The sequence below is a fragment of the Pseudomonas sp. Leaf59 genome (assembly GCF_920984685.1).
Lineage (GTDB): Bacteria > Pseudomonadota > Gammaproteobacteria > Pseudomonadales > Pseudomonadaceae > Aquipseudomonas.
On record NZ_CAKLBR010000019.1, the window covers coordinates 1 to 25777 of the forward strand.

28 protein-coding genes and 1 pseudogene are annotated in these 25777 nt (G+C 63.1%); 15 read left to right on the forward strand and 14 right to left on the reverse strand.

The features are described 5' to 3' along the window. Window positions 1-273: 273 nt before the first annotated feature. Window positions 274-1062, reverse strand: a complete 789-nt coding sequence (locus LUB09_RS18590; protein WP_209982600.1) for an AraC family transcriptional regulator — start codon at window positions 1060-1062, stop codon at window positions 274-276. 85 nt (window positions 1063-1147) lie between these two features. Here LUB09_RS18590 and LUB09_RS18595 point away from each other — a divergent pair, with 85 nt between their 5' ends. The 3 genes from LUB09_RS18595 to LUB09_RS18605 all read left to right on the forward strand — a co-directional run bounded on the left by LUB09_RS18595 (window position 1148) and on the right by LUB09_RS18605 (window position 3888). Beyond that, a complete protein-coding gene (locus LUB09_RS18595; protein WP_209982598.1) occupies window positions 1148-2146 on the forward strand; it encodes a bile acid:sodium symporter family protein in 999 nt (332 codons plus the stop codon). Window positions 2147-2231: 85 nt separating this feature from the next. Beyond that, complete coding sequence (locus tag LUB09_RS18600; RefSeq protein WP_209982596.1) at window positions 2232-2588, forward strand: type 1 fimbrial protein; 357 nt, start codon at window positions 2232-2234, stop codon at window positions 2586-2588. A 124-nt stretch (window positions 2589-2712) separates the two neighbouring features. Continuing rightward, the gene (locus LUB09_RS18605; RefSeq protein WP_231423331.1) at window positions 2713-3888 is read left to right on the forward strand and encodes a sugar transporter; all 1176 of its coding nucleotides are present in this window, start codon (window positions 2713-2715) and stop codon (window positions 3886-3888) included. Between the two features lie 44 nt (window positions 3889-3932). On the opposite strand, the gene LUB09_RS18610 is transcribed toward LUB09_RS18605, so the two are convergent. Further along, window positions 3933-4655: a pirin family protein gene (locus LUB09_RS18610; protein ID WP_231423332.1), complete on the reverse strand. Its 723-nt coding sequence runs from the start codon at window positions 4653-4655 to the stop codon at window positions 3933-3935. 179 nt (window positions 4656-4834) lie between these two features. Between LUB09_RS18610 and LUB09_RS18615 the strand changes: the two genes are divergently transcribed. Continuing rightward, window positions 4835-5785 (forward strand): GlxA family transcriptional regulator, encoded by a 951-nt coding sequence (locus LUB09_RS18615; protein ID WP_209982590.1) that lies wholly within the window; start codon window positions 4835-4837, stop codon window positions 5783-5785. A gap of 148 nt (window positions 5786-5933) precedes the next feature. After that, the gene (locus LUB09_RS18620) at window positions 5934-7379 is read left to right on the forward strand and encodes a winged helix-turn-helix domain-containing protein (protein ID WP_231423333.1); all 1446 of its coding nucleotides are present in this window, start codon (window positions 5934-5936) and stop codon (window positions 7377-7379) included. Here LUB09_RS18620 and LUB09_RS18625 read toward each other — a convergent pair. Beyond that, window positions 7326-10070, reverse strand: coding sequence for an ATP-binding protein (locus LUB09_RS18625; protein WP_231423335.1), 2745 nt, complete (start codon window positions 10068-10070; stop codon window positions 7326-7328). The two genes, LUB09_RS18620 and LUB09_RS18625, sit on opposite strands and share 54 nt — an antisense overlap. Before the next feature lie 58 nt (window positions 10071-10128). Beyond that, window positions 10129-10518, reverse strand: coding sequence for a helix-turn-helix domain-containing protein (locus tag LUB09_RS18630; RefSeq protein WP_231423336.1), 390 nt, complete (start codon window positions 10516-10518; stop codon window positions 10129-10131). Window positions 10519-10937: 419 nt separating this feature from the next. Between LUB09_RS18630 and LUB09_RS18635 the strand changes: the two genes are divergently transcribed. Next, window positions 10938-11525, forward strand: a complete 588-nt coding sequence (locus LUB09_RS18635) for a LysE family translocator (RefSeq protein WP_209982583.1) — start codon at window positions 10938-10940, stop codon at window positions 11523-11525. On the opposite strand, the gene LUB09_RS18640 is transcribed toward LUB09_RS18635, so the two are convergent. From LUB09_RS18640 to LUB09_RS18660, 5 genes are all read right to left on the reverse strand, one after another. After that, window positions 11467-12360, reverse strand: a complete 894-nt coding sequence (locus LUB09_RS18640; RefSeq protein WP_231423337.1) for an AraC family transcriptional regulator — start codon at window positions 12358-12360, stop codon at window positions 11467-11469. The two genes, LUB09_RS18635 and LUB09_RS18640, sit on opposite strands and share 59 nt — an antisense overlap. A 60-nt stretch (window positions 12361-12420) precedes the next feature. Continuing rightward, window positions 12421-12897 carry a copper chaperone PCu(A)C gene (locus LUB09_RS18645; protein WP_209982579.1) on the reverse strand — a complete coding sequence of 159 codons (477 nt, stop codon included), beginning with the start codon at window positions 12895-12897 and terminating at the stop codon, window positions 12421-12423. Next, window positions 12897-13502 carry an SCO family protein gene (locus tag LUB09_RS18650; protein WP_231423338.1) on the reverse strand — a complete coding sequence of 202 codons (606 nt, stop codon included), beginning with the start codon at window positions 13500-13502 and terminating at the stop codon, window positions 12897-12899. The genes LUB09_RS18645 and LUB09_RS18650 overlap by 1 nt, the downstream gene beginning before the upstream one ends. Window positions 13503-13804: 302 nt before the next feature. Next, on the reverse strand, window positions 13805-14092 hold the full coding sequence (locus LUB09_RS18655) for a hypothetical protein (RefSeq protein WP_231423340.1): 288 nt from the start codon (window positions 14090-14092) through the stop codon (window positions 13805-13807). Window positions 14093-14249: 157 nt separating this feature from the next. Then, window positions 14250-14726: a hemerythrin domain-containing protein gene (locus LUB09_RS18660; protein ID WP_209982575.1), complete on the reverse strand. Its 477-nt coding sequence runs from the start codon at window positions 14724-14726 to the stop codon at window positions 14250-14252. A gap of 303 nt (window positions 14727-15029) precedes the next feature. On the opposite strand from LUB09_RS18660, the gene LUB09_RS18665 reads away from it, so the two are divergent. Then, window positions 15030-15236: a hypothetical protein gene (locus tag LUB09_RS18665; RefSeq protein WP_209982573.1), complete on the forward strand. Its 207-nt coding sequence runs from the start codon at window positions 15030-15032 to the stop codon at window positions 15234-15236. 60 nt (window positions 15237-15296) lie between these two features. On the opposite strand, the gene LUB09_RS18670 is transcribed toward LUB09_RS18665, so the two are convergent. Then, the gene (locus LUB09_RS18670; protein WP_231423341.1) at window positions 15297-15857 is read right to left on the reverse strand and encodes a type 1 glutamine amidotransferase domain-containing protein; all 561 of its coding nucleotides are present in this window, start codon (window positions 15855-15857) and stop codon (window positions 15297-15299) included. Window positions 15858-15887: 30 nt separating this feature from the next. Continuing rightward, window positions 15888-16391, reverse strand: a complete 504-nt coding sequence (locus LUB09_RS18675) for a DUF4142 domain-containing protein (protein ID WP_231423343.1) — start codon at window positions 16389-16391, stop codon at window positions 15888-15890. Between the two features lie 193 nt (window positions 16392-16584). Here LUB09_RS18675 and LUB09_RS18680 point away from each other — a divergent pair, with 193 nt between their 5' ends. Both LUB09_RS18680 and LUB09_RS18685 read left to right on the forward strand, forming a co-directional pair. After that, on the forward strand, window positions 16585-16794 hold the full coding sequence (locus LUB09_RS18680) for a hypothetical protein (RefSeq protein ID WP_231423346.1): 210 nt from the start codon (window positions 16585-16587) through the stop codon (window positions 16792-16794). A gap of 72 nt (window positions 16795-16866) precedes the next feature. After that, window positions 16867-17580 (forward strand): DUF72 domain-containing protein, encoded by a 714-nt coding sequence (locus tag LUB09_RS18685; RefSeq protein WP_231423347.1) that lies wholly within the window; start codon window positions 16867-16869, stop codon window positions 17578-17580. A 177-nt stretch (window positions 17581-17757) separates the two neighbouring features. Here LUB09_RS18685 and LUB09_RS18690 read toward each other — a convergent pair whose 3' ends face one another. Continuing rightward, the gene (locus LUB09_RS18690; protein ID WP_231423349.1) at window positions 17758-18684 is read right to left on the reverse strand and encodes an alpha/beta hydrolase; all 927 of its coding nucleotides are present in this window, start codon (window positions 18682-18684) and stop codon (window positions 17758-17760) included. Window positions 18685-18856: 172 nt separating this feature from the next. Here LUB09_RS18690 and LUB09_RS18695 point away from each other — a divergent pair, with 172 nt between their 5' ends. Together LUB09_RS18695 and rtcA are read left to right on the forward strand one after the other, a co-directional pair. After that, the gene (locus tag LUB09_RS18695; RefSeq protein WP_209982561.1) at window positions 18857-19444 is read left to right on the forward strand and encodes an NUDIX domain-containing protein; all 588 of its coding nucleotides are present in this window, start codon (window positions 18857-18859) and stop codon (window positions 19442-19444) included. Between the two features lie 59 nt (window positions 19445-19503). Next, window positions 19504-20436: pseudogene (rtcA, locus tag LUB09_RS18700) on the forward strand (RNA 3'-terminal phosphate cyclase); the annotation flags it as partial. A gap of 22 nt (window positions 20437-20458) precedes the next feature. Here the strand turns inward: rtcA and LUB09_RS18705 are convergent. Beyond that, window positions 20459-21331 carry an undecaprenyl-diphosphate phosphatase gene (locus LUB09_RS18705; RefSeq protein ID WP_209982559.1) on the reverse strand — a complete coding sequence of 291 codons (873 nt, stop codon included), beginning with the start codon at window positions 21329-21331 and terminating at the stop codon, window positions 20459-20461. Window positions 21332-21508: 177 nt separating this feature from the next. Here LUB09_RS18705 and LUB09_RS18710 point away from each other — a divergent pair, with 177 nt between their 5' ends. Beyond that, on the forward strand, window positions 21509-22012 hold the full coding sequence (locus LUB09_RS18710; RefSeq protein WP_231423352.1) for a GNAT family N-acetyltransferase: 504 nt from the start codon (window positions 21509-21511) through the stop codon (window positions 22010-22012). Here LUB09_RS18710 and LUB09_RS18715 read toward each other — a convergent pair. Then, window positions 21990-22934, reverse strand: a complete 945-nt coding sequence (locus LUB09_RS18715; RefSeq protein WP_209982555.1) for a GlxA family transcriptional regulator — start codon at window positions 22932-22934, stop codon at window positions 21990-21992. The two genes, LUB09_RS18710 and LUB09_RS18715, sit on opposite strands and share 23 nt — an antisense overlap. A gap of 171 nt (window positions 22935-23105) precedes the next feature. On the opposite strand from LUB09_RS18715, the gene LUB09_RS18720 reads away from it, so the two are divergent. From LUB09_RS18720 to LUB09_RS18730, 3 genes are all read left to right on the forward strand, one after another. Continuing rightward, window positions 23106-23735, forward strand: a complete 630-nt coding sequence (locus LUB09_RS18720; protein ID WP_209982552.1) for a TetR/AcrR family transcriptional regulator — start codon at window positions 23106-23108, stop codon at window positions 23733-23735. Next, window positions 23732-24409: a type 1 glutamine amidotransferase domain-containing protein gene (locus LUB09_RS18725; RefSeq protein WP_003239372.1), complete on the forward strand. Its 678-nt coding sequence runs from the start codon at window positions 23732-23734 to the stop codon at window positions 24407-24409. The genes LUB09_RS18720 and LUB09_RS18725 overlap by 4 nt, the downstream gene beginning before the upstream one ends. Before the next feature lie 77 nt (window positions 24410-24486). After that, window positions 24487-25611 carry an alkene reductase gene (locus tag LUB09_RS18730; RefSeq protein ID WP_231423354.1) on the forward strand — a complete coding sequence of 375 codons (1125 nt, stop codon included), beginning with the start codon at window positions 24487-24489 and terminating at the stop codon, window positions 25609-25611. Window positions 25612-25777: the final 166 nt, after the last annotated feature.

Sequence of the window (25777 nt, forward strand, 5' to 3'; positions counted from 1 at the left end):
CACGCTGGCCGAACGCAGGCTTGAATCCGTGGGTAACCCGGCAGGACGCCGGGTTAGCCGCACTGGGCCAGGGATGGCCCATTGCGGCGGCCCACGGATTCAAGCCTGCGTGCGGGCACACCGAGCCCTAGCGAGGTGCCGAGTGGTGGGGCAAGAGCCCTTTTGGTTACTTTTGGCTGGGCCGGCATTCCGGGCTCTTTTCCAAAAGTGACCCGCCGTAAGGGCGGAACCCATACCCGCCGTTACCCAACTAACGGATATGTACCCAGTCGGCTAGCGAAAAAACTCCCCAGGCGTCCCCCCAAACTGCTGCCGAAACGCATTAATAAACGCCGAAGTCGATTCATACCCACACCCCAACGCCACATCCGTCACCCGCTCACCCTGTTCCAGCGCGGGCAGTGCACTGAGCAACCGCAAGCGCTGACGCCAGGCACGAAAGGTCAACCCGGTATCCCCCAAAAACAACCGGCTGAGCGTCTTCTCACTCACCGCCAGTTTGCGGCTCCACTCACTCAGGGTCGTCTGCTGTTCCGGATGCAGGCTCAGGCTGCGGTAGATCTGGCGCAAGCGCGGGTCGTGGGGCAGGGGCAGCATCAAGTCCACCTGCGGCGCTGCCGCCAACTGATCCAGCAGCACCTGGGCCAGACGCCCCTGCGGCCCGTCCTCGGCGTAGGCCACCGGCAACGCGCTGAAGCTGCGAATCAGCTCGCGCAACAGGCTGCTCACCTCCAGCACATGACAGCGCTCGACCGCCCAGGTGGTCACGCTGCAATCGAGGTACAAGCTGCGCATCTCGGTGTGCGGCGCGCTGTACACCCGGTGCGGCATGCCCGCCGGGATCCACACCGCGCGCTGCGGCGGGGCGACGAAGCGTCCGGCGCTGGTCTGAATCTCCAATACCCCGGAAATCGCGTACGACAATTGCACCCACGGGTGGCTGTGCCGGCGTGTGAGGGCGCGATTGGGCAGGGATTCGGTGCGCCCGTACACCGGACGCGGCAGGCTGGAAAGCCCGGGCACACTGCGCCGAACGGTCTTGTCGTGTCCTTTAGGCGGCATTTACTGGCTCATTGGCGTTAGTCGGTAACAGGCCGTTACGTTAGAGTCGCCACGGTGCGCTTGGCAACCCCTGGAAGATTTGCTTATGACCCGTCCACGTTTTCTCCCCGACAATTTCACCCTGACCCTGATCGCCACGGTGATCCTCGCCTCCCTGTTGCCGGTCAACGGCCAAGCGGCGGTGGCCTTCGGCTGGGTGACCAACCTGGCGATTGCGCTGCTGTTTTTTCTGCACGGCGCCAAGCTGTCGCGCACTGCCATCGTCGCCGGTGCCGGCCATTGGCGCCTGCACCTGCTGGTGTTCAGCCTGACCTTCGTGCTGTTTCCACTGCTGGGGCTGGCGCTCAAGCCGGTGCTGTCGCCGCTGATCGGTAAAGACCTGTACATGGGCATGCTCTACCTGTGCGCGTTGCCGGCCACGGTGCAGTCGGCGATTGCCTTCACCTCCCTGGCACGCGGCAATATTCCGGCGGCGATCTGCAGCGCGGCGGCGTCCAGTCTGTTCGGCATCTTCCTCACGCCGCTGCTGGTGACGCTGCTGCTCAACGTGCACGGTGACGGCGGCTCCACGGTGGATGCGATCCTGAAAATCAGCGTGCAGCTGTTGCTGCCGTTTATCGCCGGGCAGATTGCCCGCCGCTGGATCGGCGACTGGGTCGGGCGCAATAAATCCTGGCTCAAGTTTGTCGACCAGGGTTCGATTCTGCTGGTGGTCTACGGTGCGTTCAGCGAAGCGGTCAACGAAGGTATCTGGTATCAGATTCCGCTGTGGGAACTGGGCGGGCTGGTGCTGGCCTGCTGCGTACTGCTCGCCCTGGTGCTGGTGGCGTCGACCCTGTTGGGCAAGCTGTTGGGCTTCAATCAGGAGGACCGCATCACCATTTTGTTCTGCGGCTCGAAGAAAAGCCTGGCCACCGGCGTGCCGATGGCGCAGGTGCTGTTTGCCGGGGCGAGCATGGGCGTGCTGATCCTGCCGCTGATGCTGTTTCACCAGATCCAGTTGATGGTGTGCGCGGGCTTGGCGCAGCGCTATGCGAATCGGCCGGAAAGCATTCCGGAGCTGATGGCGCAGGTGGATCCTTGATCCAGGTCATAGGCACCGACGAATAAGCTCAAGTTAACGCCGCGCCAGACGACTTACTTCTCAAGAGCCCAGGAAGGAAGTCAGCATGAAGATCAAGAGCGTTTCGGTAGTGGCGGGCCTGTTGTGTGTGGCCGCAGGTGTGTGCAGCGCGGCGCAGTCGGCCGGCCACGGGGTGATCGAGTTCAGGGGCAGCATCGTCGAGGCCGGGTGCGCGACAACTGCGCGCAGCGGTGCGGTGATGGAATTGAGCGGTTGCATCGCTGACAGTCGCAGCAGCCGCCTGGAGGCGCGCAACATGGCCACGGGCGGCGGCGCGGCCCGCGCACAGCTGGTGTCGCAGAGCCGTGACGGGCGCTATTTTGACCAGCGCTACCAGCTGGTCGACGCCACCGGCAAGCCGCTCGAATCGGGCAACTATTTAATTACCCTGACGTCGCCCTGAGCCCTTGCCCGACAGCTGGGCAGGCCCGGCGCCCACAGCGCCGGCGAGAAACCTATAGAATGCTCGGCGGTCACGCAGGTTCTGCGTGGCCGTTTTGACCCTCTTCAGAGTACCTCGCCGTTCCATGAGCCTTTCAGCCGCAACACCCCAGCCCAACTGGCAGCCGGTCATCGCCCTCGCGCTGGCCGCGTTTGTGTTCAACACCACCGAATTCGTGCCGGTCGGCCTGCTCAGCGCCATCGGCGCCAGCTTCGACATGCCGATTGCCAACGTCGGTCTGATGCTCACCATCTATGCCTGGATCGTTTCCCTGACCTCGCTGCCGGTGATGCTGCTGACGCGCAACATCGAGCGGCGCAAATTGCTGATCGTGTTGTTCGGCATGTTTATCGCCAGCCATATCCTCTCCAGCGTCGCTACCAGCTTTGGCCTGTTGATGGTCAGTCGCGTCGGCATTGCGCTGTCCCATGCCCTGTTCTGGTCGATCACCGCCTCGCTGGCGGTACGCCTGGCGCCGGGGGGCAAGCAGGTGCAGGCCCTCGGCCTGCTCGCCACCGGTACGTCACTGGCGATGGTATTGGGCATTCCTCTGGGCCGCCTGCTCGGTGAAGCCATGGGCTGGCGCACCACCTTCCTGGTGATCGGCGCCTTTGCCGCCGCGCTGGTGTTCTGGCTGGCGCGCACCTTGCCGCTGCTGCCGAGCCAGAACTCCGGTTCGCTGCGCAGCCTGCCGCTGCTGTTCAAACGCCCGGCGCTGGTGGCGCTCTACGTGCTCACCGCGCTGACGGTGACGGCGCAATTCACCGCCTACAGCTACATCGAACCCTTCGTCGAAGGCGTGGCCGGCATGAGCGGCAGCGCGGTCACCCTGATCCTGCTGGTGTTCGGCGGCGCGGGCATCATCGGCTCGCTGCTGTTCAGCCTGGTGCATCGTTTCAATCCCCATCTGTTCGTGGTCGGTGCGGTGTTCATTCTCGCCGTATGCCTGGCCCTGATGCTGCCGCTGAGCGGCGCCGAGTCCTACCTGGTGCTGCTGAGCATTTTCTGGGGCATGGCGATCATGGGTTTTGGCCTCGCCATGCAGTCCAAGGTGCTGGTGCTTGCACCCGACGCCACGGACGTGGCGATGGCGATGTTCTCCGGCATCTACAACATCGGCATCGGCGGCGGCGCCCTCATGGGCAGCTGGGTCGGCAGCCACTTCGGCTTCGCCTGGATCGGCGCGGCGGGCGGGTTGCTGGCGGCGGTCGCGTTGGTGGGGTATTGCCTGGCCATTCGGCGGTTTGGGCAGGGTATGTAACCCTCAGGCGACCCCCACAGGGGGCTGCCTGATGCCAGGGAAGATCATGGCATTTGCGGCAGTTCATGGGGGCGCAGGTCGAACACCAGCACTTCGGCGTCCTCGCCCTGGCTCAGATGGATCTGCCGCTCGTCACGCACCCGGGCGCCGTCGCCTTCATGCAAGCGTTGGCCGTTGACCTCGACGCTGCCGCGCGCCACGTGGATATACAGATGGCGCTCGGTCGCCACGTCCAGGGTCGCGGTTTCGTCGCCGTTGAACAGGCCGGCATACACCCGCGCGTCCTGGCGTACATGCAGCGAGCCGTCGGCGCCATCCGGCGAAATGATCAATTGCAACCGCCCGCGTTTCTGCGCCTCGCTGAAGTGTTCCTGCTGATAGCGCGGTTCGGCGCCGGACACGTTCGGCACGATCCAGATTTGCAGGAAGTGCACGCCCTGACGCTGGCTGTGGTTGAACTCGCTGTGGGCCACGCCGCTGCCGGCGCTCATCAGTTGCACATCGCCGGGGCGGATCACCGAGCCGGTGCCCAGGGTGTCCTTGTGTTCCAGGGCGCCTTCGAGCACATAGGAGAAAATCTCCATGTCGCGGTGCGGGTGCTGGCCGAAGCCCTTGTCGGCAGCGACGCGGTCATCGTTGATCACCAGCAGGTCGGAAAAGCCCTGTTCGGCAGGGTTCCAGTAGCTGGCGAAGGAGAAGGTGTGAAACGACTTCAACCAACCGTGATTGGCGGCGCCGCGTTCAGAAGCGTTGCGAAGGGTCAGCATGGTGGTGTCCTCAAGTGAGCGCGGGCTGCAACAGGCAGGGCGCTGGCGTTGAGAAGAAGGTTAATGGTTACGCAGGTATTCATTAAGACGATGAAAGCTGAATAACCGTCTCCCCAGAGTTGACAGTAAAAGCCATGCCATAATGGCCGCCGCTTTCCCTCGTGATGGATGTTGACGCTATGAAAACCGTGGCCATGGTGCTGTTTCCGGACTTCCTGCTGCTCGACATGGCCGGCCCGCTCGAAGTGTTTTCGATTGCCAACCGCTACCTGCCGGCGGCGGACCATTACCGGATCGTCACCCTCGGCATCGATGCGGGCCAGGTGATCGCCTCCAACGGTGTGAAGGTGCAGCCCGACCTGCTGCTGCACCAGTCCGACGCCGCCTACGACCTGCTGCTGGTGCCCGGCGGCCCCGGTGCCTACAACGAATGCCATCCCGCGCTGTTGCCCTGGCTCAAGGCCGCCGCACCACGGGCCACACGCTATGGCTCGATCTGCACCGGTGCCTTTGTGCTGGGGCACGCCGGGCTGCTCGACGGTCGTCGGGTCACGACCCATTGGCACTATACCGAGCGATTGATCAAGGGTTTTCCCAAGGCCACTGTCGAGACCGACCACATCTACCTGCAGGACGGCCGCCTGATCACCTCGGGTGGGGTCACCGCCGGCATCGACCTCGCGCTGTCGGTGGTGGCCCAGGACCATGGCAAGCAGGTTGCGGTGGACGTGGCCAAGGTGCTGCTGGTGGTGATGAAACGCCAGGGCGGCCAGGCCCAGTTCAGCCCGATGACCGCCGCAGTGGCCCCCCACGAAACCGTGATCACCCGCGTGCAGAACCAGGTGCTCGCGCAGTTGGACCAGCCGTTCAGCATCGACTCGATGGCGGCGCTGGCCGGCATGAGCGCGCGGCATTTTGCGCGGCTGTTTGCCAGGGAAGTGCAGATGACACCCATGGCGTTCCTGCAGGGCGCGCGCATCGACCGCGCCCGGCACCTGCTGGAAACCACCGACCTGCCGCTCAAGACCGTGGCCTTCCACGCAGGCTTTGGCAGCGTGCGGCATATGCGCTTTCTGTTCAGCGAAAAACTCGGTCTGAATCCCACCCAGTACCGTCAACAGTTCAGTTAAGGCGCGATTGTCCGTCTCAGGCACACCAATGTCCGTCTGGTTCCCCGTGCCGGGATTGTCCCGTCGCGGCCAGCTGGCAAGATAACGCCAGGCCCCTGGAAAAGGATGCGCAGACGCCCAAGGTCGGGTGTTCCAGCGCTGTGCACAGATGAACAATGCCCCGACACTGAGTTTCGGTCCTTACACCTTTCACCCGCAACAGCGCCTGGTCAGCAAGGCCGGCTGGCCGGTGCCGTTGGGCGGTCGGGCGCTGGATATCCTGGTGGTGCTGCTGGAGGCGCGTGGCCGGTTTGTCGGCAAGGAGACGTTGATTGCCCGCGTGTGGCCGAGCAGCGTGGTGGAGGAAAACAACCTGCGCGTGCACATCGCGGCACTGCGCCGGGCGCTGGATGGGCAGCGCTGCATCGTCAATGACCCGCAGCGCGGCTACTGCTTTGTCGCGCCGCTGCAAGCCGTCGATCCCCCCACAATCGCGCGCCATAACCTCGCAGCCCGGCTCAGCCCGGTGATCGGCCGCGCCGAGCTGTTGGGTGCCCTGGGGCGACGCTTGTGCGGGCAACGCGTGATGACCCTCACCGGATGCGCCGGTATCGGCAAGAGCACCCTGGCGCTGGCGCTGGCCGAACGCGTACTGCCGCGTTACCGCGAGGGTGTGTGGTGGGTGGACCTGGCCACGGTTGCGGCGCCGCAGTCGATGCTGCGCCAGCTGTGCAGCGCGTTGCAGCTGGTGTCCTGTGACACCGTCGGCGAACTGTGCCGCCAATTGACCGGGCGCCAGCTGTTGCTGGTGCTCGATGGCGCTGACCTGCTGCTCGGTGCCTGCCGCCACCTGGTGCGCTGCCTGCTGGAACAGGCGCCCCAGGTAACGGTGCTGTTGAGCAGCCGCGAAGCCTTGCAGTTGCCGGACGAATGGCTGCAGCGCGTGCCGGCTCTGGCGCTGCCCTCAGCCGGCGGCCCTGTTGAACAGGCCATGGCGTACCCGGCGGTGCAGCTGTTTGTCGCTCGGGTGCAGGCCGCCCAGCAGGGCTTTGTCTTGCGTGCGCAGGACTTGCCGGCGCTGCACGATATCTGCAGGCGGCTGGACGGGATTCCCCTGGCCCTGGAGCTGGCTGCCGCCCAGGTCCATGCGCTGGGTGTGCAGGGTGTGCAGGCGCAGTTGCGTAATGGCCTGCAACTGCTGGCCCGTGGCCGCCGCACGGCGGTCGCACGGCATCAGTCCCTGACCGCCGCGCTGGAGTGGAGCTACGAGCGCTTGAGCGTGCCCGAACGCTGGTTGTTCCTGCAGTTGGGGGTATTCCGGATGGCGCTGACCTTGCCTGCATTGACCGAGCGAATCGCCGGCACCGAGCTTGCTCACGCGGACCTGCCTTACCTGCTCGCGCGGCTGGTCGACACCTCGTTATTGCAGGTGGAACCGGGCCCTGGCCCGTCGCGTTATCGCTTGCTCAACTGCGTGCGCAGCTACGCCCTGGCGCAGTTACGTGACCCGCAGCAGGTGGCGCGTTTGCAGCAGCACTATGGGCACTACCTGGGGCCGTTTTCAGGCCAGCCGTTTGTCCTGCAACTCGTCGAGCAGGCAGCGCACGCGCATTAGGTCGCGGGTGGCGAAGCCTTCGGTGAAGCGCGCGTAGACCGAACTCAGCAACTGGTGCGCAGCGTGCCGCTGACCCTGGCGCTGCCATAGCCGCGCCAGTGAGGTTGCGCAGCGCAACTCCCAGGCCAGGGCGCCTTGCTGGTGCGCCAGGCCCAGGGCGTCGCGCAGCAACGCCTCGGCGGCGGCGCTGTCGGGCAACGCCTGGGCGCGTACGCGCAAAATCTCCGGTGCGCACCAGCCGCCATCGCCGCTGCGCACGCGTTCGAACCAGGCATCATCCACGTGCCCCACGCCCAGGGTGATCAGGATGTCCTTGACCAGGTCCAGGCCTTGCATGGCGTCGATCGACAGGTGCTGCGCATACAGCTGCGCCCAGGTCTGGAACAACTGCGCCGAATGCTTGTGCGCCTGCTGCTCCAATAGCGCCTGCAACGACTGCGCTGACGCTTCATCGCCGTTGTAGCGGGCAATCACCACGCCGGCCAGCGCCAGGGTGTAGCAGAGGGTGGTGCCATGGTTGATCTGCAGCGCCAGTTCCAGGGCCTGGCTGGCGGTGCGCCACGCCTGCTCGGGCAAGCCTTGCAGCCACAGCACCCGCGCCAGCACGGTGAGCGAGGCGACGCTCTGGTCGTATTGCACGCCAAAAGAGTGGGTAAAGCGATTGAGATGGCCGCTCTGGGCCATGCGTTGGATCACTTGCTCGGCGTTGTGTCGGGCCAGCGCCTGGTTGCCTGCGTAATGCTGCGCCAGCACGCGCAGGCGTTGGGCGCTCAAGTCCAGCAGCGGGTCGAGGCGATCGAACTGAGTGCTCATGCTCAGGGCTTCACGGTAGCGACCGGCGCACAGGCTCACCGCCATATGCCCGGACACCGCGCGCAACTGACCGGCAATGTCCCCGCGGGTTTCGGCCAGCCGACGGGCGCTGACGAAGGCGTCGATGGTCTGCGGCGCGCCGCCCATGGCGTGGTAGGACAGGCTGCCCAGCGCCAGTTGCAGTTGCATCGCCAGTTGCGTGCACGGCACCTTGGCCCGCTGCAGCAGGGCCAGTGCCTTGCCCACGTACAGCGCCTGTTCGCGCAGCAGTGACAGCTCCTGCCACAGCGGCATGGCGCTGACCGTCAGGCGAATCCCCAGTACGTGCGCGCCGGCATCGCCCAGGCCCCAATCGAGGGCGGCGCGGATGTCTTCGCGCAGCGGCGCGTAGCGGTCGATCCAGGCCTGGGTTGCGGTCAGTTCCCAGTCGTCGCGGGCCTGCTCCATCAGCACCAGGCAGCGCGCGGCATGGCGTTCGTGGGTGGCGTCGAGTTCAGCCGCCAGGGTGAGTTTTTCCAGGGCGTAGGTGCGGGTGATGTCCAGCAGGCGATACACCACTTCGTCGTCGCCGGGCTCCACGTTCAGCAGGGACTTGGCGACCAGTTGCGTGATTGAACCGAGCACATCGGCCGGCACCTGCTGCGCTCCGGCGATCACCGCCACCGCACTGGCCAGGCTGAAACCTCCGCGAAACACGGCCAGACGGCGCAGGCAGCTCTGTTCGCCGCCGTTGAGCAGGTCGAAGCTCCAGTCGAGCGTGGCCCGCAGGGTTTGCTGGCGGGGCAGGGCGCTGCGCCGGCCATGGGTCAGCAGGCGGAAGGTGTCTTGCAGCTGCACCAGCAGGCCCGGCAGACCGAAGCGCTCGACCTGCGCCGCGACCAGTTCGATCGCCAGGGGAATGCCGTCCAGGCGCCGGCAGATCTCAATCGCCAGCGGCAGTTCGGCCTCGCTCAAGGTGAAGCTGTCCTGATGGGCGATGGCGCGCTCGATCAGCAACTGCATGGCCGGGTAACCCAGGGCCTGGGCGCGGTTGCCGGTGGCGGGCGGGCAGGCCAGCGGCTCGAGGCGTTGCACCTGTTCGCCTTCGGCGCGCAGGGCTTCGCGGCTGGTGGCGAGGATGTGCAGCCCAGGCGCTTGGCGTAGCAGGGTTTCGCTGATCAGGGCGATGTCATCGAGCAGGTGCTCGCAGTTGTCGATCACCAGCAGCAACTGGCGTTCGTGCAGGCTGCGGGCAATGCTCGGCAGCGGCTCATCGGCGCTGGGGGTGAGGTCGAGCAGGGTGGCGAGGTTGGGCAGGATCATCGACGGCGCGCTCAGCGGCGCAAGGTCCAGCAGGCGAATGCCGTCGCGGTAGTGCCCAATCAGCAGCTCCGCCACCCGCAGCGCCACGGTGGTCTTGCCGATGCCGCCGGCGCCGGTCAGGGTGATAAAGCGCTGCCGGGGCAGTTGCTGCACCAGTGTGTCGATCAGCGCCTGGCGCCCGATCATGCGGGTGCGGCGCAGCGGCAGGTTGTGGCACGGGCGTGGGCCGTCATGGGGCAAGGTCATGGGCTCGATGCTCAGGGGCGCGACAAAACTGTAGCCGCGCTGGGCCACCGTCACGATATAGCGCTGCCCGGCCTGGCCGTCGCCCAGAGCCTTGCGCAGCGCCGCCATGTGCACACGCAGGTTGCCGTCCTCCACCACGCTGGTGGGCCAGACCCGCGCGATCAATGCCTGCTTGCTCACCACATCGCCTGCGTGCTCCAGCAGCACCAGCAGAATGTCCACCGCACGCCGGCCCAGGCGCAACGGCCGGCCTGCCTCGAGCACCCGGCGCTGGCGCGGGTGAACCTGATAGGGGCCGAAGTGCACGGCCGGGTCGCTGAGGTCGTTCATGGACGGCCATGCTCGGGGAGACGGAGACGCTCAGCATAGTCCAGGCCCGCACCGACCACTAGGCGGCGATGACCGGGCGCGAGTGGTGATTTCGCCAGGTCATGGGGTTGACGCCTTCGCTGCGGGTGAAGATGTGGCTGAAGTGCGCCTGATCGCAAAAACCGCATTCCAGGCTGATTTGCGTGAGGCTCAAGGACGACCCGGTGATCAGCTCCTTGGCGCGCTGGATGCGTTGCCGACGGATCCATTCCTGGGGCGAGAGCCCGGTGGTGCATTTGAACGCGCGGGAAAAATGGCTGCGTGACAGCGCGCAGGCCTGGGCCAGGTCGGCAATCGCCAGGCTTTCGCCAAGGTGGGCGAGGATCAGCTGTTTGGCGATACGCTCGCGTCGCGGGCACAAGCCGCCGGCGGTGGGCGCACGGGGGGCGCAATACTCAAGTCGGGCCATGACGAATATCCGTTTTCGATGGGAGCGTTCCCGGTGAATGGATGCAGTGTAGACGCGCTTGATGATGGTGCCCGGTCACCTGGCTGGCGAGTTAATCGTTGTTAATTTCGCCAGGTGCGTGGCTGCAAAGCACAGCAAAGATGTGCAATGCAAAGCCCGTGTTGCATGGTTACCTGAGTCCTTGCCAATCGTTTGGATACCACCATGAACCGCAATGTGGGAGGGGGCTTGCTCCCGATAGCGGTGAATCAGTCGGTATATCTTTGGCTGGTACACCGCCATCGGGCGCAAGCCCCCTCCCACCGTTGGAATGTTGGGGGCTCGGGCAATCCTTCAGCAGGGGCATTTTGTTCAATACCGCAGCCGCTGAGCGCCTTACCGTGAGCTATCTCCAGCTTCGCTCACAAAAAGGAACCGCAATGAGCCTGATCATTTCCATGGCTGCCTTCGCTCTGGCCACTTCCATCACGCCAGGCCCTGTGAACGTGGTCGCCCTCAGCTCCGGGGCGCGCTTTGGTTTTGCCGCCAGCCAGAAGCATGTGCTCGGTGCGGCCAGCGGTTTTACCGTGCTGTTGGTGCTGATCGGTCTGGGGCTGCATGAGGTGCTGGTGCGCTGGCCATTGCTGACTCAGGTGATTCAATGGGGCGGCGTGGCGTTCCTGCTGTATATGGCGTGGAAACTCGCGACGGATGACGGCCGGCTCGACGCCGATGGCCGCGCCAGCGCGCCGTCGATGCTCTACGGCGCGGTGATGCAGTGGCTCAACCCGAAAGCCTGGCTCGCTTGCGTTGCAGGCATGGGGTTGTTCGTGGCGGATGGCGATGCCGCGCAAGTATGGCTGTTTGCGGCGATCTATCTGGTGATCTGCTACTTGTCGGTGGCGTGCTGGGCCTATGCCGGCACCTTTTTGCGCCGCTACCTGGCCAACCCGCGCGGCGTGCGCGTGTTCAACCGCGTGATGGCCGCGTTGCTGGTGGCCAGTGTGGGTTATTTGCTGATGACTTGAGCGCGTCGCGGTATTGCCCGGGCGTGGCCGCGAAGTGCTGTTTGAAGGCGCGCTGGAAATGCGCCTGATCGGCAAAGCCGGCAGCCAGGGCCACGTCGGCGATCAACTCGCCATTGCGCAATTGGCTGCGGGCAAACTGGATGCGTTGGTTCACCAGGAACGCATGCGGCGTCAGCCCGCAATACTGCTTGAACGCGCGGATCAGGTACGAAGGCGAGAGCTCGGCCGCCAGGCAAATGTCCTCCAGCTTCAAGGTGTCGGTGCAGTGCGCACGGATGTAATCGGCGGCGCGTTCCAGCTTGTGATTGGCCTCGCGCAGCGGCGCCCGCGAAGGGTTCAGGCGCTGCTGCACCTCGGTGAAGTAGCTCACCAGCGCGCTCTGTTTTTGCAGGAGTTCGGCCTGTTCATCCACCAGCAGACGGTAGAGTGCGAGCAAGCCGTTGTAGAGCACGGCGTCGCGTGAATAGGGCGTGCTGAAAGGGCGATAACCATGATCCGTGCTGAAGCCCAATTGATATTGCAGGTCGGTCAACCACGGCGTATCGAGGTAGAGCATGTGGTAGGACCACGGTGTGTTGTCGATGGGGTTGCAGGCATGCACATCACCGGGGTTCATCAACACCACGGTGCCGGCGCTGATCTGGAAGGTCTGCGCGCCATGGTGGTAATAGCTGCGCCCGGTGATGATCGCGCCGATGGAGAAGTGTTCGTGGGCGTGACGGGCGTACGTCACCTTGCGCCCGTCGGCGATGGTCCGCGCTTCGATGAATGGCAGGCGCGCATCGCGCCAGAAGCGCGGCGCGTGCGCAGGGGCATCAGGGGGCGTGAGCATCATGGCAGCGGCTCCATCGTTGGGCGGTGGCGACACGTCCGGTATCGGTCAGCCACCGGGCGATCAATGCATCTTGCTGTGGTCCATGTGCTCCATGCCATCGAGCCCGCGCACCGGGGCCTGCAGCTGGATCACTTGTTTCTCGCCCTTGGCCGATTCCACCGTGACGGTCAGCGGCACCTGCTCGCCTTCCTTGATCTGCCCGGTGAGGCCCATCAGCATCACATGGTAACCGTTGGGGTCGAGCTTGACCGCCTTGCCTGCCGGCAGCGCGACCGAATCCACCGGGCCCATGCGCATCACGTCATCCTTCATGCTCATTTCATGGATCTGCACGTCCCTGGCCACTGGCGTCGCCACGCTCACCAGCGTGCTGTCGCTGTCCGCCGTGAGGGTCATGAAGGCGCCGCTGGACGGCTGGCCGGGCACGGTGGCGCGCACCCACGCATCGGTCACCTGGACCTGGGCGCTGGCGTGGGCGGCGAGGCCGAGCAGGGCCAGGCCCGCGGTCAGGCGTTTGAGGTGTTGAACGGCAGTCATTAGCAGACCTCCATGACGGTGAGCAGGTCTTCTGCGCACTCTTTAGCGGTAAGGGACGCCTGCAGCCCAAGGCGCAGGTTGCCACGGGTATCGAATACAAAGCTGGTGGCGGTGTGGGACAGGGTATAGGTATCGCCGGCGGGAATCTTTTCATAAAAGATCCCGAACTCCTTGGCCGCCACGGCGATTTCTTCCGGGGTGCCGTACAGCGCTTCGAAGCTGGGGTCGAACGCCTTGACGTATCTGTCGAGGATTTCCGGCGTGTCACGTTCAGGGTCAAGGGTGATGAAGATCACCTGCATGATCTCGCCGTCGCGGCCCATCAGCTTTTTGGCCTGGGCGGCGCGGGCCAGGGTGGTCGGGCACACGGCCGGGCATTGGGTGAAGCCGAAGAACACCACCGGCATCAGGCCACGGTAGGAGCTGAGGGTGACGGTCTCACCCTCGGTGTTCTTGAGCTTGAAGGTACGGCCCATGATCTTGTCGCTCAGGTCCTTGCCGTACTTGAAGTTCAGCCTGGGGCTGCTGTCACAGCCACTGAGCAGGCCCAGGCCCAGCAGGCCCATGCCGGTCAACACTGTGCGGCGGTTGAATAACGTACTCATCAACGGTGCATCCTGTGTAACGCCCGCCCTGCGCCGAATGGACACATCAGGCTTTGAGCAGCAGGCATTGAAAGAACAAGCGTAGAGGACGCCCAGTCTATCAACCCTGGCCAGCCGGCGTAATCTGCGACGTTCTGCCACAGGTGCAGCGTGCGCGAGTGATTTTTTAGATGTCAGCGGCGCGGGCGCGCCCACTACACCGCGCCTGCGCGTTGTGTGACAGGAAAATCACACGGGCAGAATTATCCCGCGCAGGCTTGGGCTGCACGTGGTGCGGCAACATCTGGAACCATTTTGCCTGTTCAATCAGCCGGACGAGGTTTCTCGTCGTCAGGCGATTGCGAACGCTCGGAAGATTTGGGTGTGTGGGTCTGCGTAGCGTGAGGCTTCTGTGTTTTTACGCGGGTGGTTTTTTTCTTGTCGTGGTCAGAGCGGCTGCCATGCCCGGCGCCCGGTGGCAGGGCAGAACCGCCGTTCAGCGGGGTCGCCGCCGGTCCGACATCATCGCCAAACGCAGCGTATGCCGGGGTTGCCAGGGCAGCTGACAACGCCATGACCAGAAACAGGTTGCGGGATGTGATGGTCTTCATGACGTAATCCCCTCGATCCATTGACTGAAACCCGAACGCTGCCAATGCAGCGCCCGGATCGTATTTCAACCAGATCAAACAATGCTGTCGCCTGATTGGGAACACCTACATGGAGAGCGTAGTGTGAAACCCTTCGACTTCAAGCGGCGATTGCGCATCAGGCCGCCATTGGCTTGGTGCCCATGGTTTTCTTGTAGGCCGCTTTCATGGCTTCCATCTCGGCGCCGAGTTCTTCGAGTATTTCCTTGCCCAGCAGTTTTTTAGCCTGGGGGAACATCTCGCTTTCCTCTTCCTCGATGTGGTGCTCCAGCAGTTCCTTGACCACTTTTACGCGACCGGAGAACTCGGTGGTGGAGGGCTCGGTCTGCTTGAGGTCGGGCAGCACCAGTGAGTCGACGGTACGGTGCTCTTCCTTGGCTTCGTGGTACATGATGTCCTGCTCTTTGCCGCCGGCTTTTCTAAAGGCCGGGTAGAGGATTTCTTCCTCCAGCTTGGTGTGCAGACTGATCTCCATTTCCAGTTTGGCCAGCAACTCGGTGCGTTTTTTTACGCCGCGTTCGGTGGACTCGCTCAATTGGGTCAGCAGGGCTTTGACGCGTTCGTGGTCGGCTTTGAGAAGGTCAATGGCATTCATGGTCGAACCTCACGGATAACGTTCGGGCGCGTCGAAGTGCGCGCCTCGTCCGTAGAAGGGTTGCATCAGGCGTACCAGCTTGCTTTAAAAATAAAACCTATAGGAATCAAGAATTTATTTTGAATCCAACGCGGCGCCGTCGTGCACCTTGCATGGTTGCATCACTGGGGGATTGCACAACGCCTGCACCGGCAGCGCTTCATGAGCGTGCAGCGCACGCAGGCGCGAGCGCCGCTCGCAAGAATTCAATGGAACCCTTGGGCGATCTGCTTGACCTAATGCATAGACCTCAGGAGGTGAATCATGCAATTGGAATATATCTGGATCATATTGGCGGTGATTCTGCTGCTCGCAGAATTGTGGGCAATCAATGTGGTGCTGCGCAGCACGGGCGGCTGGGAGACGAAGGGGTTGTGGCTGATCATCCTGATCTTTGTGCCGTTGCTTGGACTGATTGCATGGGCAATGTTCGGTCCCAAGCGTGAGATGGCAGATCATCGCAAAAGCTGAAGTGCTGAGGATTGAATAAAACAGGCGCCGAATGGCGCCTGTTTACGTTGTACCGGGCAATCAGCCTGCGAGTGCCGTGGCAATCGCCTCGTTGAACGCCGGCAGGTCATCCGGTGTACGCGAGGTAATCAAGGTCCAGCCATTGGCCTTGCACTGCTTGACCTCGGCATCGACCCAACCGGCAGCACCGGCGTTTTCCAGGTCGATACGGACGCTCTTGTACGAGGTCAGCGTCTTGCCTTCGATCACGCCGGCATCGATCAGCGCCCAGGGGCCGTGGCAGATCGCCGCGATGGTCTTGCCGCTCTTGGCAAAGTCGTTGATCAGGCGCAGTGCGGCCCGGTCCTGACGCAGGGTGTCGGCATTGACGGTGCCGCCAGGGATGACCAGCGCATCGAAATCGCTGCTGGCCACATCCGACAGCTGCACATCGGATTCCACGGTCTGGTCTTTCTCGGTGTCGCCGACAAAGGTCTGCGTGGTGCCGCCTTTGCTGGAGCCGTGAGTAACCGTAGCGCCGTAACCGCGCAGGGCTTGCAGCGGCTTGAGCAATTCGTCGCGCTCGATACCGGTGTTGGAGGTGATGACAAGGATCTTCTTGCCGTTGAGTTGCGTACTCATGATCAGGTGTCTCCTTGAGTCAGTTATGAATTAATGGGCGTGCTTGGCTTGCAGCTCCTTGGCCATTTTCAGGTGGGCTTCAAGGGTTGGCAGGGTCTTGGTGGCGAAGGCTTTCAGTTCGGCGTTGTCCGAGGAAGCGGCTTCTTTCCTGAACAGTTCGACGGTTTTTTCATGGGCGTCTACCTGGTTGTTGGCGTAGGCCTTGTCGAACGATTCATCACGCATTTCCAGGATGGCTTTCTTGGTCTTGTCGGTCAGCGCTGCGTCATCCGGTACTTCGATGTCGAGTTTTTTCGCCAGGGCCATCAGTTCCTGATTGGCCTTGGTGTGGTCGGTAACCATGTGCTGGGCGAAGGTCTTCACGTCAGCCGAGCTGCTTTTTTCCAGCGCGAGTTTGCCGGCCTCGACTTCGGTGATACCCCCTTGCGCGGCATGGTCGACAAAGTCATTGGACGTGGCGGCCATCGCGGCGGATATCGAGCCTGCAACCAGCACAAAGGTCAGGCCCATTTGTTTCATCAGCAAATTAGTCATGGTGAATCTCCTTGAGTGGGGTGATGCCGTACCTGTTTGTTGAACCGGTGCCAGGGCAAAAGGTTTAAATTTTTTTAAAGCGATTTTCCCAACGGTCGGCCCTGGCAATTTTCTTGAACCATCGAATTTCGATGGGCTCTGCTGCATAAGCACCCGCCGATTTGGCGGCCTTCAATTGCCAGGAACTATCACCATGACCGACCACACCACCGCCGATAAAACCCCGGACCCGATCAGCTCTGAAGACGCGCAAAAAGGCACGGCCGGCCCCGCCAAAGGGCAGACCCTGGAGCGCCCGAACGCGAAGACCAAAACCGTCGATAAAGTGCTGACGCCTACCGAGATCAAGGACCTCGAGCGCCAGACCGATGCGATCAATGAACAGCTCGCCAAGGGTCACTGAAATGGCCAGCGCCATCACGGCGTCTGAACCGGGCATCGAGCCTGAGCCAGCCGATGACGTGATGGTGCTGTTTTGACCGGAGCGCTGTTTGTGGGCTGCGCGGGCTGGAGTCTGCCGCGTGAGCACTGGCCGGCGTTTGCCGACGAGGGCAGCCACTTGCAGCGCTATGCGTCGCGTTTCAACGCAGTAGAGATCAACAGTTCGTTTTACCGACCGCACCTGCCCAACACCTATGAGCGCTGGGCGCAATCGGTGCCGTCGGCATTTCGCTTCTCGGTGAAGGTGCCCAAGCACATTACCCATGAGTTGCTCCTGCAGCGCTGCGAAACGGCACTCGATGAATTTTTCGCACAATGCCTGCACCTGGGCGAGAAACTCGGCTGCCTGCAGGTGCAGTTGCCGCCGTCGCTGAGCTACGAGGCCGAAGTGGCCGGCGATTTTTTCGAGGCACTGCGCCGACGCTTTGCCGGCGATGTGGTGCTGGAGCCGCGGCATGCCAGTTGGGCGGCGGCCGGGGCGTTGTTGCAGGCGTACCAGATCGGCTGGGTGACCGCTGACCCGGTGGTCATTGATGCTGTCGACGCCTGGCAGGGCGTGCGCTATTGGCGCCTGCATGGTTCGCCGCGCATCTATCACAGTGCCTATGGCCCCGAGCGCGTTGCGCTCCAGGCGCAAGCGTTGCGCCAATCCACTGACGCCGGCGTGCCCACCTGGTGCATCTTCGATAACACCGCAAGTGGCCATGCCGTGGCCGATGCGCTGTGTCTGCTGGAAAAAAAACCGTAAAAATATAAAAAGAGTTGTCCACGAAAACCGTGGGTATCTCTGTGGATAACTTTGCGAAGGCCCGGCAGGCTTGGCGATTTAAGCTCAGGTTATTATTTGATCAACTTCGGGCGCGGGCCAGCATGGGCAGGGTTGGCGCTTGACACGCAAGCGCGAAGCCAGTGCCGAAAAGCGCAATCAGGAGTCGCCGCCGCGCCCTGTGGACGGTGTGACCACCTGTGCCGGCATCTCGGTTCGCATCAAGGTATCCAGTGCCTCGCGATAATTGCGCCCGGCCAGGCTCAGGCTGTTGTTGTGGCTGGCGCCGGGTACCAGCAACAGCCGCTTGGGCTCGCGCGCGGCGTCAAACAGTTGCTCGCTGAAACGCGGCGGTACATAGCGGTCATCCAGGCCGTGCACCACCAGTAGCGGCATATGAATGTCGGCAATCTTGTCGATCGAATCGAATTTCTGCGAGAGCAACCAGCGCACCGGCAGCGAGGTGTTGGCCACGGCCGTGGCAACATCCGCCAGCGAGGTAAAGGTGGATTCGATCACCAGACCGCGCACGGGCAGAGGGGATTGTCTGCCCAGTTGCGCCGCCAGGTCGATGGCCACCGCGCCGCCCAGGGAATGCCCGTAGATCAGCCGCTTGCCAGGGTCCGGTTGCAGCACCTGGAAGCGCTCCCAGGCGATGCGCGCGTCTTCGTAGACGCTGGTTTCCGAGGGCAGGTCGCCGTGGCTCTGGCCGAAGCCGCGGTAGTCGATGGCCAGCACCGAGTAACCCAGGGCGTGCAACTGTTCGATGCGAAACAGCTGGCCGGTCAGGTTCCAGCGCACGCCGTGCAGGTAAAGGATCGAGGGTGCGTCCTGACGGTCTGCCGGGTACCACCAGCCATGGATATTCTGTCCCGCCTTGAAACTGGCAGGCTTGAGCTCGAATTCCTGCACGGTTTTGGGTAAACCGCTGTACCAGCCGGCGGTGCCCGGTTCGATGCGGAACACCAACTCGCGCTCCTTGTGTTGCAGCACGGCGCATCCCACCGGCAGGCCGACGATCAGCAGAGTCATGCACAGCAGCGCAAACCAGCGCAGGCCCAGGCGGGACAATAAACGTGAAGGCATGAACATTCCTGAAATGAGATGAAGCACGGGTTTTACCAGATGGCCTGCAACGGCAGGGATTAATGCGACAGCCGTAGCGACCGGTTGCTTGCAAGGTGTTGCAAGCTGCTTCAACTTGACGCTGGCAAGACAGCCGCGACATGCTCCACCTCCCACGCACTAAGGCCCGACCATGGACAACAGCCCCGTACGGATCACTGCCGAAGAAACCCTCTCGGACAATTGGTATCTGCTGAAAAAATACACGTTCGACCTGCGCCGCCGGGACGGCAGCTGGCAAGCCCAGACCCGTGAGGTGTACGACCGCGGCAACGGCGCGACCATCCTGCTGTACAACCGCGAGCAGCGCAGCGTGCTGCTGGTGCGCCAGTTTCGCATGCCCACCTTCGTCAATGATTACCCAGGTTTTCTGATAGAAGCTGCCGCCGGTTTGCTGGACAACGCCAGCCCCGAAGAACGCATCCGCCTGGAAGCCGAAGAGGAGACCGGCTACCGCGTCGGCCATGTGGAGAAAATCTACGCGGCGTTCATGAGCCCGGGTTCGGTCACCGAGCGCATTCACTTTTTCCTTGGCGAATATCAGCCGGCCGATCAAGTCGGCGCGGGCGGCGGCCTGGAAGAAGAGGGCGAAGACATCGAGGTGCTGGAGCTGGGCTTCGAGCAGGCGCTGGCGATGGTGCACAGTGGCGAGATTGTCGATGGCAAGACCATCATGCTGTTGCAGCATCTGGAGCTGCGCATGTTGAAGGAAGGCTGGTAATCCAACACCCGAATGTGGGAGCAAGCTCCCACACCGTCCGCTAGGGCTTCAGTTGTTTCGTTCGTATTCGTAATATCCGCGCCCGGCGCAGTCGTCCGGGGTTGATGCGCCAACACTTGACGGCGGTGCTGGCGGCTGTCGAGGTATGCGGTGCGCGGGTAGAGGGGGCTGAACTCGGCTCGCAGGTATTGGTGTTTGAGCCCGGACCGATTCGAGGCGGCGAGTACCGCTTTGCTATTGGCACCGCCGGCAGTTGCACGCTGGTGTTGCAGACTTTAATACCGGCGTTATTGCGGGCGCCGACGATCAGTCGTGTGACGATCAGCGGTGGCACGCACAATCCACTGGCCCCCCCTGTGGACTTCCTGCAGCGTGCGTGGCTGCCGCTGTTGCGGCGCATGGGCGCGAGCGTCGAGTTGAACCTGATCCGACACGGGTTTGTTCCGGCGGGCGGTGGCGAATTGGAGGCGCTGATTCGGCCCGGTGAACTGACGCCGTTGCACTTGATGCAGCGTGGCAAGCTTCTTGAGGCTCGGGTCATCACGCTGAGCGCTGGCTTACCGGCCCAAGTGAGTGCGCGGGAATTCAAGCGCGTGCGCCAGCGGTTGGGGTTTGTTGCCTCGCAATGGTTCCCGATGGAGGTCGATCCAGCGCAAGGCCCGGGCAATGTGTTGATGTTGGAATACGCCCACGAGCACGTTACCGATTTGTTCAGCGCCTTTGGCCTGGCCCGGGTACGCGCCGAAACCGTCGCCGACCAGGCGATTGAGCAGGCGTTGCGCTGGCAAGGCTCTGACTCGGCGGTGGGCGAACACTTGGCTGATCAACTGCTGTTGCCGATGGCATTGGCAGGCGGTGGCAGCTTCACCACGCCGCAGATGAGCGACCACTTGCGCAGCAATATCGCCGTCATTCAGCGTTGCCTGCCAGTAGTGATCGAGAGCCAGCTACTTGAGGCTGGCGGACTGAACGTCGAATGTCGCAGGCTTTAAGGGTTTTTCAGTGCAAGGCGGCTCAGCTCAACAGGCCGGTACTGACCGCTACAATTAAAAACACGCCCAGCAGCGCCCGGTAGACCACAAATGGCCAGGTTGAAAAGCGCTCCAGAAACTTCATCAGCCCCCAGATCGCAAAAAATGCCGAAATGCTCGCCACCACCAGCCCGAACAGCAGGTGCGGCCAGGCGTGCGCGGGCAGGTCGGCGTGCAGCAACACCCACAGCTCTTTCAACCCGGCCAGGGCGATGGCGGGCAGGCCCAGCAGGAAGGAGAAACGTGCGGCTTCCTCGCGCTTGAAGTTGAGAAACAGCGCCGCCGTCAGCGTGGAGCCCGAGCGCGATACCCCGGGAATCAGCGCGCCAATCTGTGCAACCCCTACAATCAGCGCATCACGCAGGCGCATCTGGCTGACGTCACGGGTATGCCGGGCGCGCAGCTCGGCCACCGCCATCAATACCGCCATCACCACGCAGGAAAAACCGATCACCATCAGCCCGCGCAACGGCGAGTTGCACGCATTCAGGGTCGAAGACAGCACCAGCCCGGCAATGCAGATCGGGATGGTCGCCAGCACAATCGCCACCGCCAGCTTGAACCAGCGGTCGTTGTAGTCGCCCCGGCGCACCGCGTCGATGCTGCCGGTGGTGACTTGGCGCACATCGCGCCAGAAGTAACTGACCACGGCCGCCAGCGCCGCCAATTGCATGGCCGCCGAAAACGCCGAGCCCGGATCCTGCCAGCCGAGCAGGGCGGGGACCACGCGCATGTGGGCGGTGGACGACACCGGCAGCAGTTCGGTGATGCCCTGAATCACGCCCAAAAAGAAAATCTGCAGGTAATCCAGGGAGGCAAAGCCGACATCCAGGCCGGCGGTACAAACGTTGGTCACGAGGCATGTCCTTGAGAAGCGCGGGAATCGGCGAAGTTTATTCCAAATGTTTCAGGATGGTGGCCGGCGCCCTCGCTATCTGCATTCCGTTCAGCCAACAGAAAGGATTCACTCGGCATTGGCTTGATGCGAGGTTTTGTGAACAATGGCGCCCTGCGTTATTTCACTGAGAGCCCCATGCCTGAAACCACCGTCGAATTGATCCAGACCGGCCCCGAAGAAGCCGAGTTGATCCGCAATCTGTACCAGTACTATGCCTACGAGTCCTCGGACTGGGAGCAGGAGGATGTCGAAGCGGATGGCCGTTTCTATATCCATGACGAACACCTGTCCCGCTACTGGCAAGACCCGCAATGGAGCGCCAACCTGCTGCTGGTGGATGGCTGCATTGCCGGCTTCATGCTGATAGAAGGCAGCGAGTTGGGCCTGGATGCCCTGGAGCTGGCCGACCTGTTCATCCTCAAGCGCTACCGCCGCAGGGGCATCGGCCGCGCCATCGCCACCCAGGTGCTGTGCAGCGGCGAGGCCAACTGGCTGGTGCGCTTTTATGACCAGGATGAAGTGTCACAGGCGTTCTGGCGCACGGTGCTCGATTACCTGCCGCGCCCGGTGCAGACCCTTGAGCTGGACGATGACCCGCACCTGGTGACTTACCTGATTACGCGGGCGGCGCTGCATTGAAGGCCTGCTGCATCGCTTGAGGCGGTTGCCCGAAGGCCCGCAGAAACGCCTGGCGCATGCGCTCGCGGTCGCCGAATCCGGTTTCGCGGGCCACCACCTCAACCGGGTGCCGGCTGGTTTCCATCATCGCCCGCGCGGCTTCCACCCGCAGTGATTCGATGGCCTTGGCCGGCGTCTGCCCGGTTTCTTCGCGAAATACCCGGCTGAACTGGCGCGGGCTGAGCCGGGCGACCTCAGCCAGGGCGTCCACCGACAGGTCATGGGTGAGGTTCTCGCGGGCGTAGGCCAGGGCCAGTTGCACGCGGTCAGACTTGGGGTCCAGCTCCAGCAGGGCCGACAACTGCGATTGCTCGCTGCCGCGGCGCTGGGCGATCACCAGCTTGCGCGCGATGCGCCGGGCGAGGTCGCTGCCCAGGTCGTTCTCCACCATGGCCAGGGCCAGGTCGACCCCGGCGCTCATGCCGGCGCCGGTCCATACCTGGCCGTCCACCACAAACAGCTTGTCTTCTTCCAGGCGGATGTGCGGATAGCGTTTGCGAAACGCTGGCGCGTGAATCCAGTGGGTGGTGGTGCGCTTGCCCTCCAGCAACCCGGCTTCGGCCAGCACGAAAATCCCCATGCACAGCGACGCCACCCGGCGTGACTGCGCGGACGCGGCCTTGACCAGCTCCAGCAGGTTCGCTTCCGGCAGGCGAAACTCCAGGTAGCCGCTGACAATCAACGTGTCATAACCCTCTGGCCGAAGGGGCGATGTGTTCACCGAAAAGCCCTGGGACGTCATCACCGCGCCGCCGCTCTCCGACACCAGATGAAACGCATAGGCCGGCTCGCCGCGCAGCAGGTTCGCGCACTCGAACACCGAGCCCAGGCTGAGGCTCAAGGACTGGAAGTTCGGGTAAACCATCAGCGCAACGCTGTGCATCGTTATTCTCCAAGGGGCGCGGGGAGTGAATTGTCGGCGGGCGCCGGGTAAACGGCAACCGACTTCGACCCATGTCCGAAATCCTTGCGGATCTGACATTGTGAGGTTCTGCCACGCTGCCTACCATGGCTTCACGAACTAGACGACTGGTCTAATCGGAGGAAGGCAAGCATGAGCAACGACAGCAGAAGTGCCCGGCAAGTGATTCTCGACAGCGCGCAGCCGCTGATCGGCGCCAGGGGATTTTCTGCGGTGGGCCTGAACGAAATACTGCAGGCCGCTGCGGTGCCCAAAGGTTCGTTTTATCACTACTTCAACTCCAAGGACGCATTCGGTGTGGTGTTGCTCGACACCTACTTCGACAACTACGTGCACGGCATGCAGCAGTTGTTCAGCCAGCCCGACCTGTCCCGGCACAACATGTTGATGCGCTACTGGCAGGCCTGGATCGACAACCAGACCGGCTGCACCGATTCCGGCAAATGCCTGGCTGTCAAACTCGGTGCCGAGGTGTCAGACCTTTCAGAGCCGATGCGCCTGGCCCTGCAACGTGGCACTTCGCGCACCATCGAAGTACTCGCCGAGGGGATACGCGGCGGGGTCGAAGAGGGTTCGCTGACTATCGAGCAATCCCCCGAAGGCCTGGCCCGGCGCCTGTATGCGCTGTGGCTGGGAACCAGCGTCATGAGCAAGATCACCCGCAGCGCCGAGCCGTTTGCCGAAGCGCTGTCGCTGACCCAGCAGTTGTTGGGCAGCCCTGCACACCCTGACATCCACATCGATCGAGGCACTGGAAAATGAAAGTATTAATGGTACTCACCTCTCACGACCAGCTTGGCGACACCGGCCGCAAGACCGGCTTCTGGCTCGAAGAGTTTGCAGCCCCGTATTACGTGTTCAAGGACGCTGGCGTTGAGGTAGTGCTGGCATCCCCGGCCGGTGGCCAGCCGCCACTGGACCCGGTCAGTGATCAACCGGACGCCCAGACCGAGCAGACCCGCCGCTTCGCCGCGGACCCGGCCGCGCAACAGGCCCTGGCCAACACCGTGAAGCTGGACACACTCAACGCGGACCATTTCGACACCGTGTTCTACCCAGGTGGCCACGGACCGCTGTGGGACCTGGCCGAGTCGCCCACCTCGATTGCGCTGATCGAAGCGTTCGAGCGTGCCGGCAAGCCTATCGGTTTCGTCTGCCATGCACCGGGTGCTCTGCGTCACGTCAAGGCGGTCAATGGCGAGCCGTTGATCAAGGGTCGCCGCGTGACCGGCTTCTCCAACTCCGAAGAAGCGGCGGTGCAATTGACCGACGTGGTGCCGTTCCTGGTCGAGGACGAGTTCAAGAAGCTGGGCGGCAAGTATGAGAAGGGCGCTGACTGGCAGTCCTTCGTGATTGTCGACGGCCTCCTGGTTACCGGGCAGAACCCCGGCAGTTCGAGCGAAGTGGCCCAGGCCCTGCTCAACCTCACCGCTTAATTCAATTAACCGTTTTATCGCTGGCGACTCGCACGAGTCGCCAACGTTTTCGTTCGTCCCGAATTTGGAATATCGCAATGACTGCCAACGTTTTAAGCACCCCGGTAAAGCTGGGCCATCACCTCTTGAACAACCGCGTGGTATTACCGCCGCTGACCCGCCAGCGCAGCGCCCAGCCGGATGATATCGCCACTGACTTGATGGCGGAGTATTACCGTCAGCGCGCCACCGCCGGTTTCATGGTCAGCGAAGGCACGCAGATCGAACCCCGTGGCCAGGGTTATGCCTGGACGCCGGGCATCTACAGCCCTGCGCAAATCGAAGGATGGCGCAAGGTCACCAACGCCGTACACGCCGAGGGCGGGGTGATTTTTGCCCAGCTGTGGCACGTCGGCCGGGTGTCCCACAATGCCTTGCAGCCCGAGGGTGCGGCGCCGGTGGCGCCGTCGGCGATTCAGGCGCAGCAGGCCAAGGCGTTTATCGCCACCGGCCCGGGGACCGGCGACCTGGTGCAGCCACCGGTGCCGCGCGCGTTGAACCTGCTGGAGATCGACGAGTTGGTCGGACAGTACGCCCAGGCCGCCCGCAATGCGCTGGACGCGGGCTTCGATGGGGTGGAGATTCACTCGGCCAATGGTTACCTGGTCAACCAGTTCATCTCGGCACATTCCAACCAGCGCGATGACCAGTACGGCGGCTCGCTGGACAATCGCCTGCGGTTCCTGCGCGAGGTGGTCGAGGCGGTGAGCCAGGTGGTCGGGCCCGAGCGGCTGGGCGTGCGTTTTTCACCGCTGTTCAGCGGCACCGATCAGGACCGTGTCTACATCGGCCTGGTGGAAGAAGACCCGCACCACACCTATATCGAAGCGATCAAAGTGCTGGAACAGTCAGGTATCGCTTACGTGTCCATTGCCGAAGCCGACTGGGACAACGCCCCCGACCTGCCCGACACCTTCCGCCAGGCCGTGCGCAGTGCGTTCAGCGGCCGCATCATCTACGCCGGCCGCTACACCGCCGAGCGTGGCGCGCGGTTGGTCGAAGCGGGGCTGGCGGACCTGATTGCATTCGGCCGGCCATTCATCGCCAACCCGGACCTGCCGCAGCGATTGTTCAACGGTTGGCCGTTGAACCCGTTGCGTGCTGAAGGGATGTATGGCGGTTCTGAATTGGGCTATGTGGATTACCCGACGTACGCCGAGTAGCACAACTCACTGTGCTGTGATCCATCCCAGATAATCACGCGCCCCTGTGGCGAGCGGGCTCCCGTGGCGAGCGGGCTCCTGTGGCGAGCGGGCTTGCCCCGCGTTGGGGTGCGAAGCGCCCCCAATCAAGCAAAGCGCGGTGTACCTGATACGGCTCAGCGTCTGG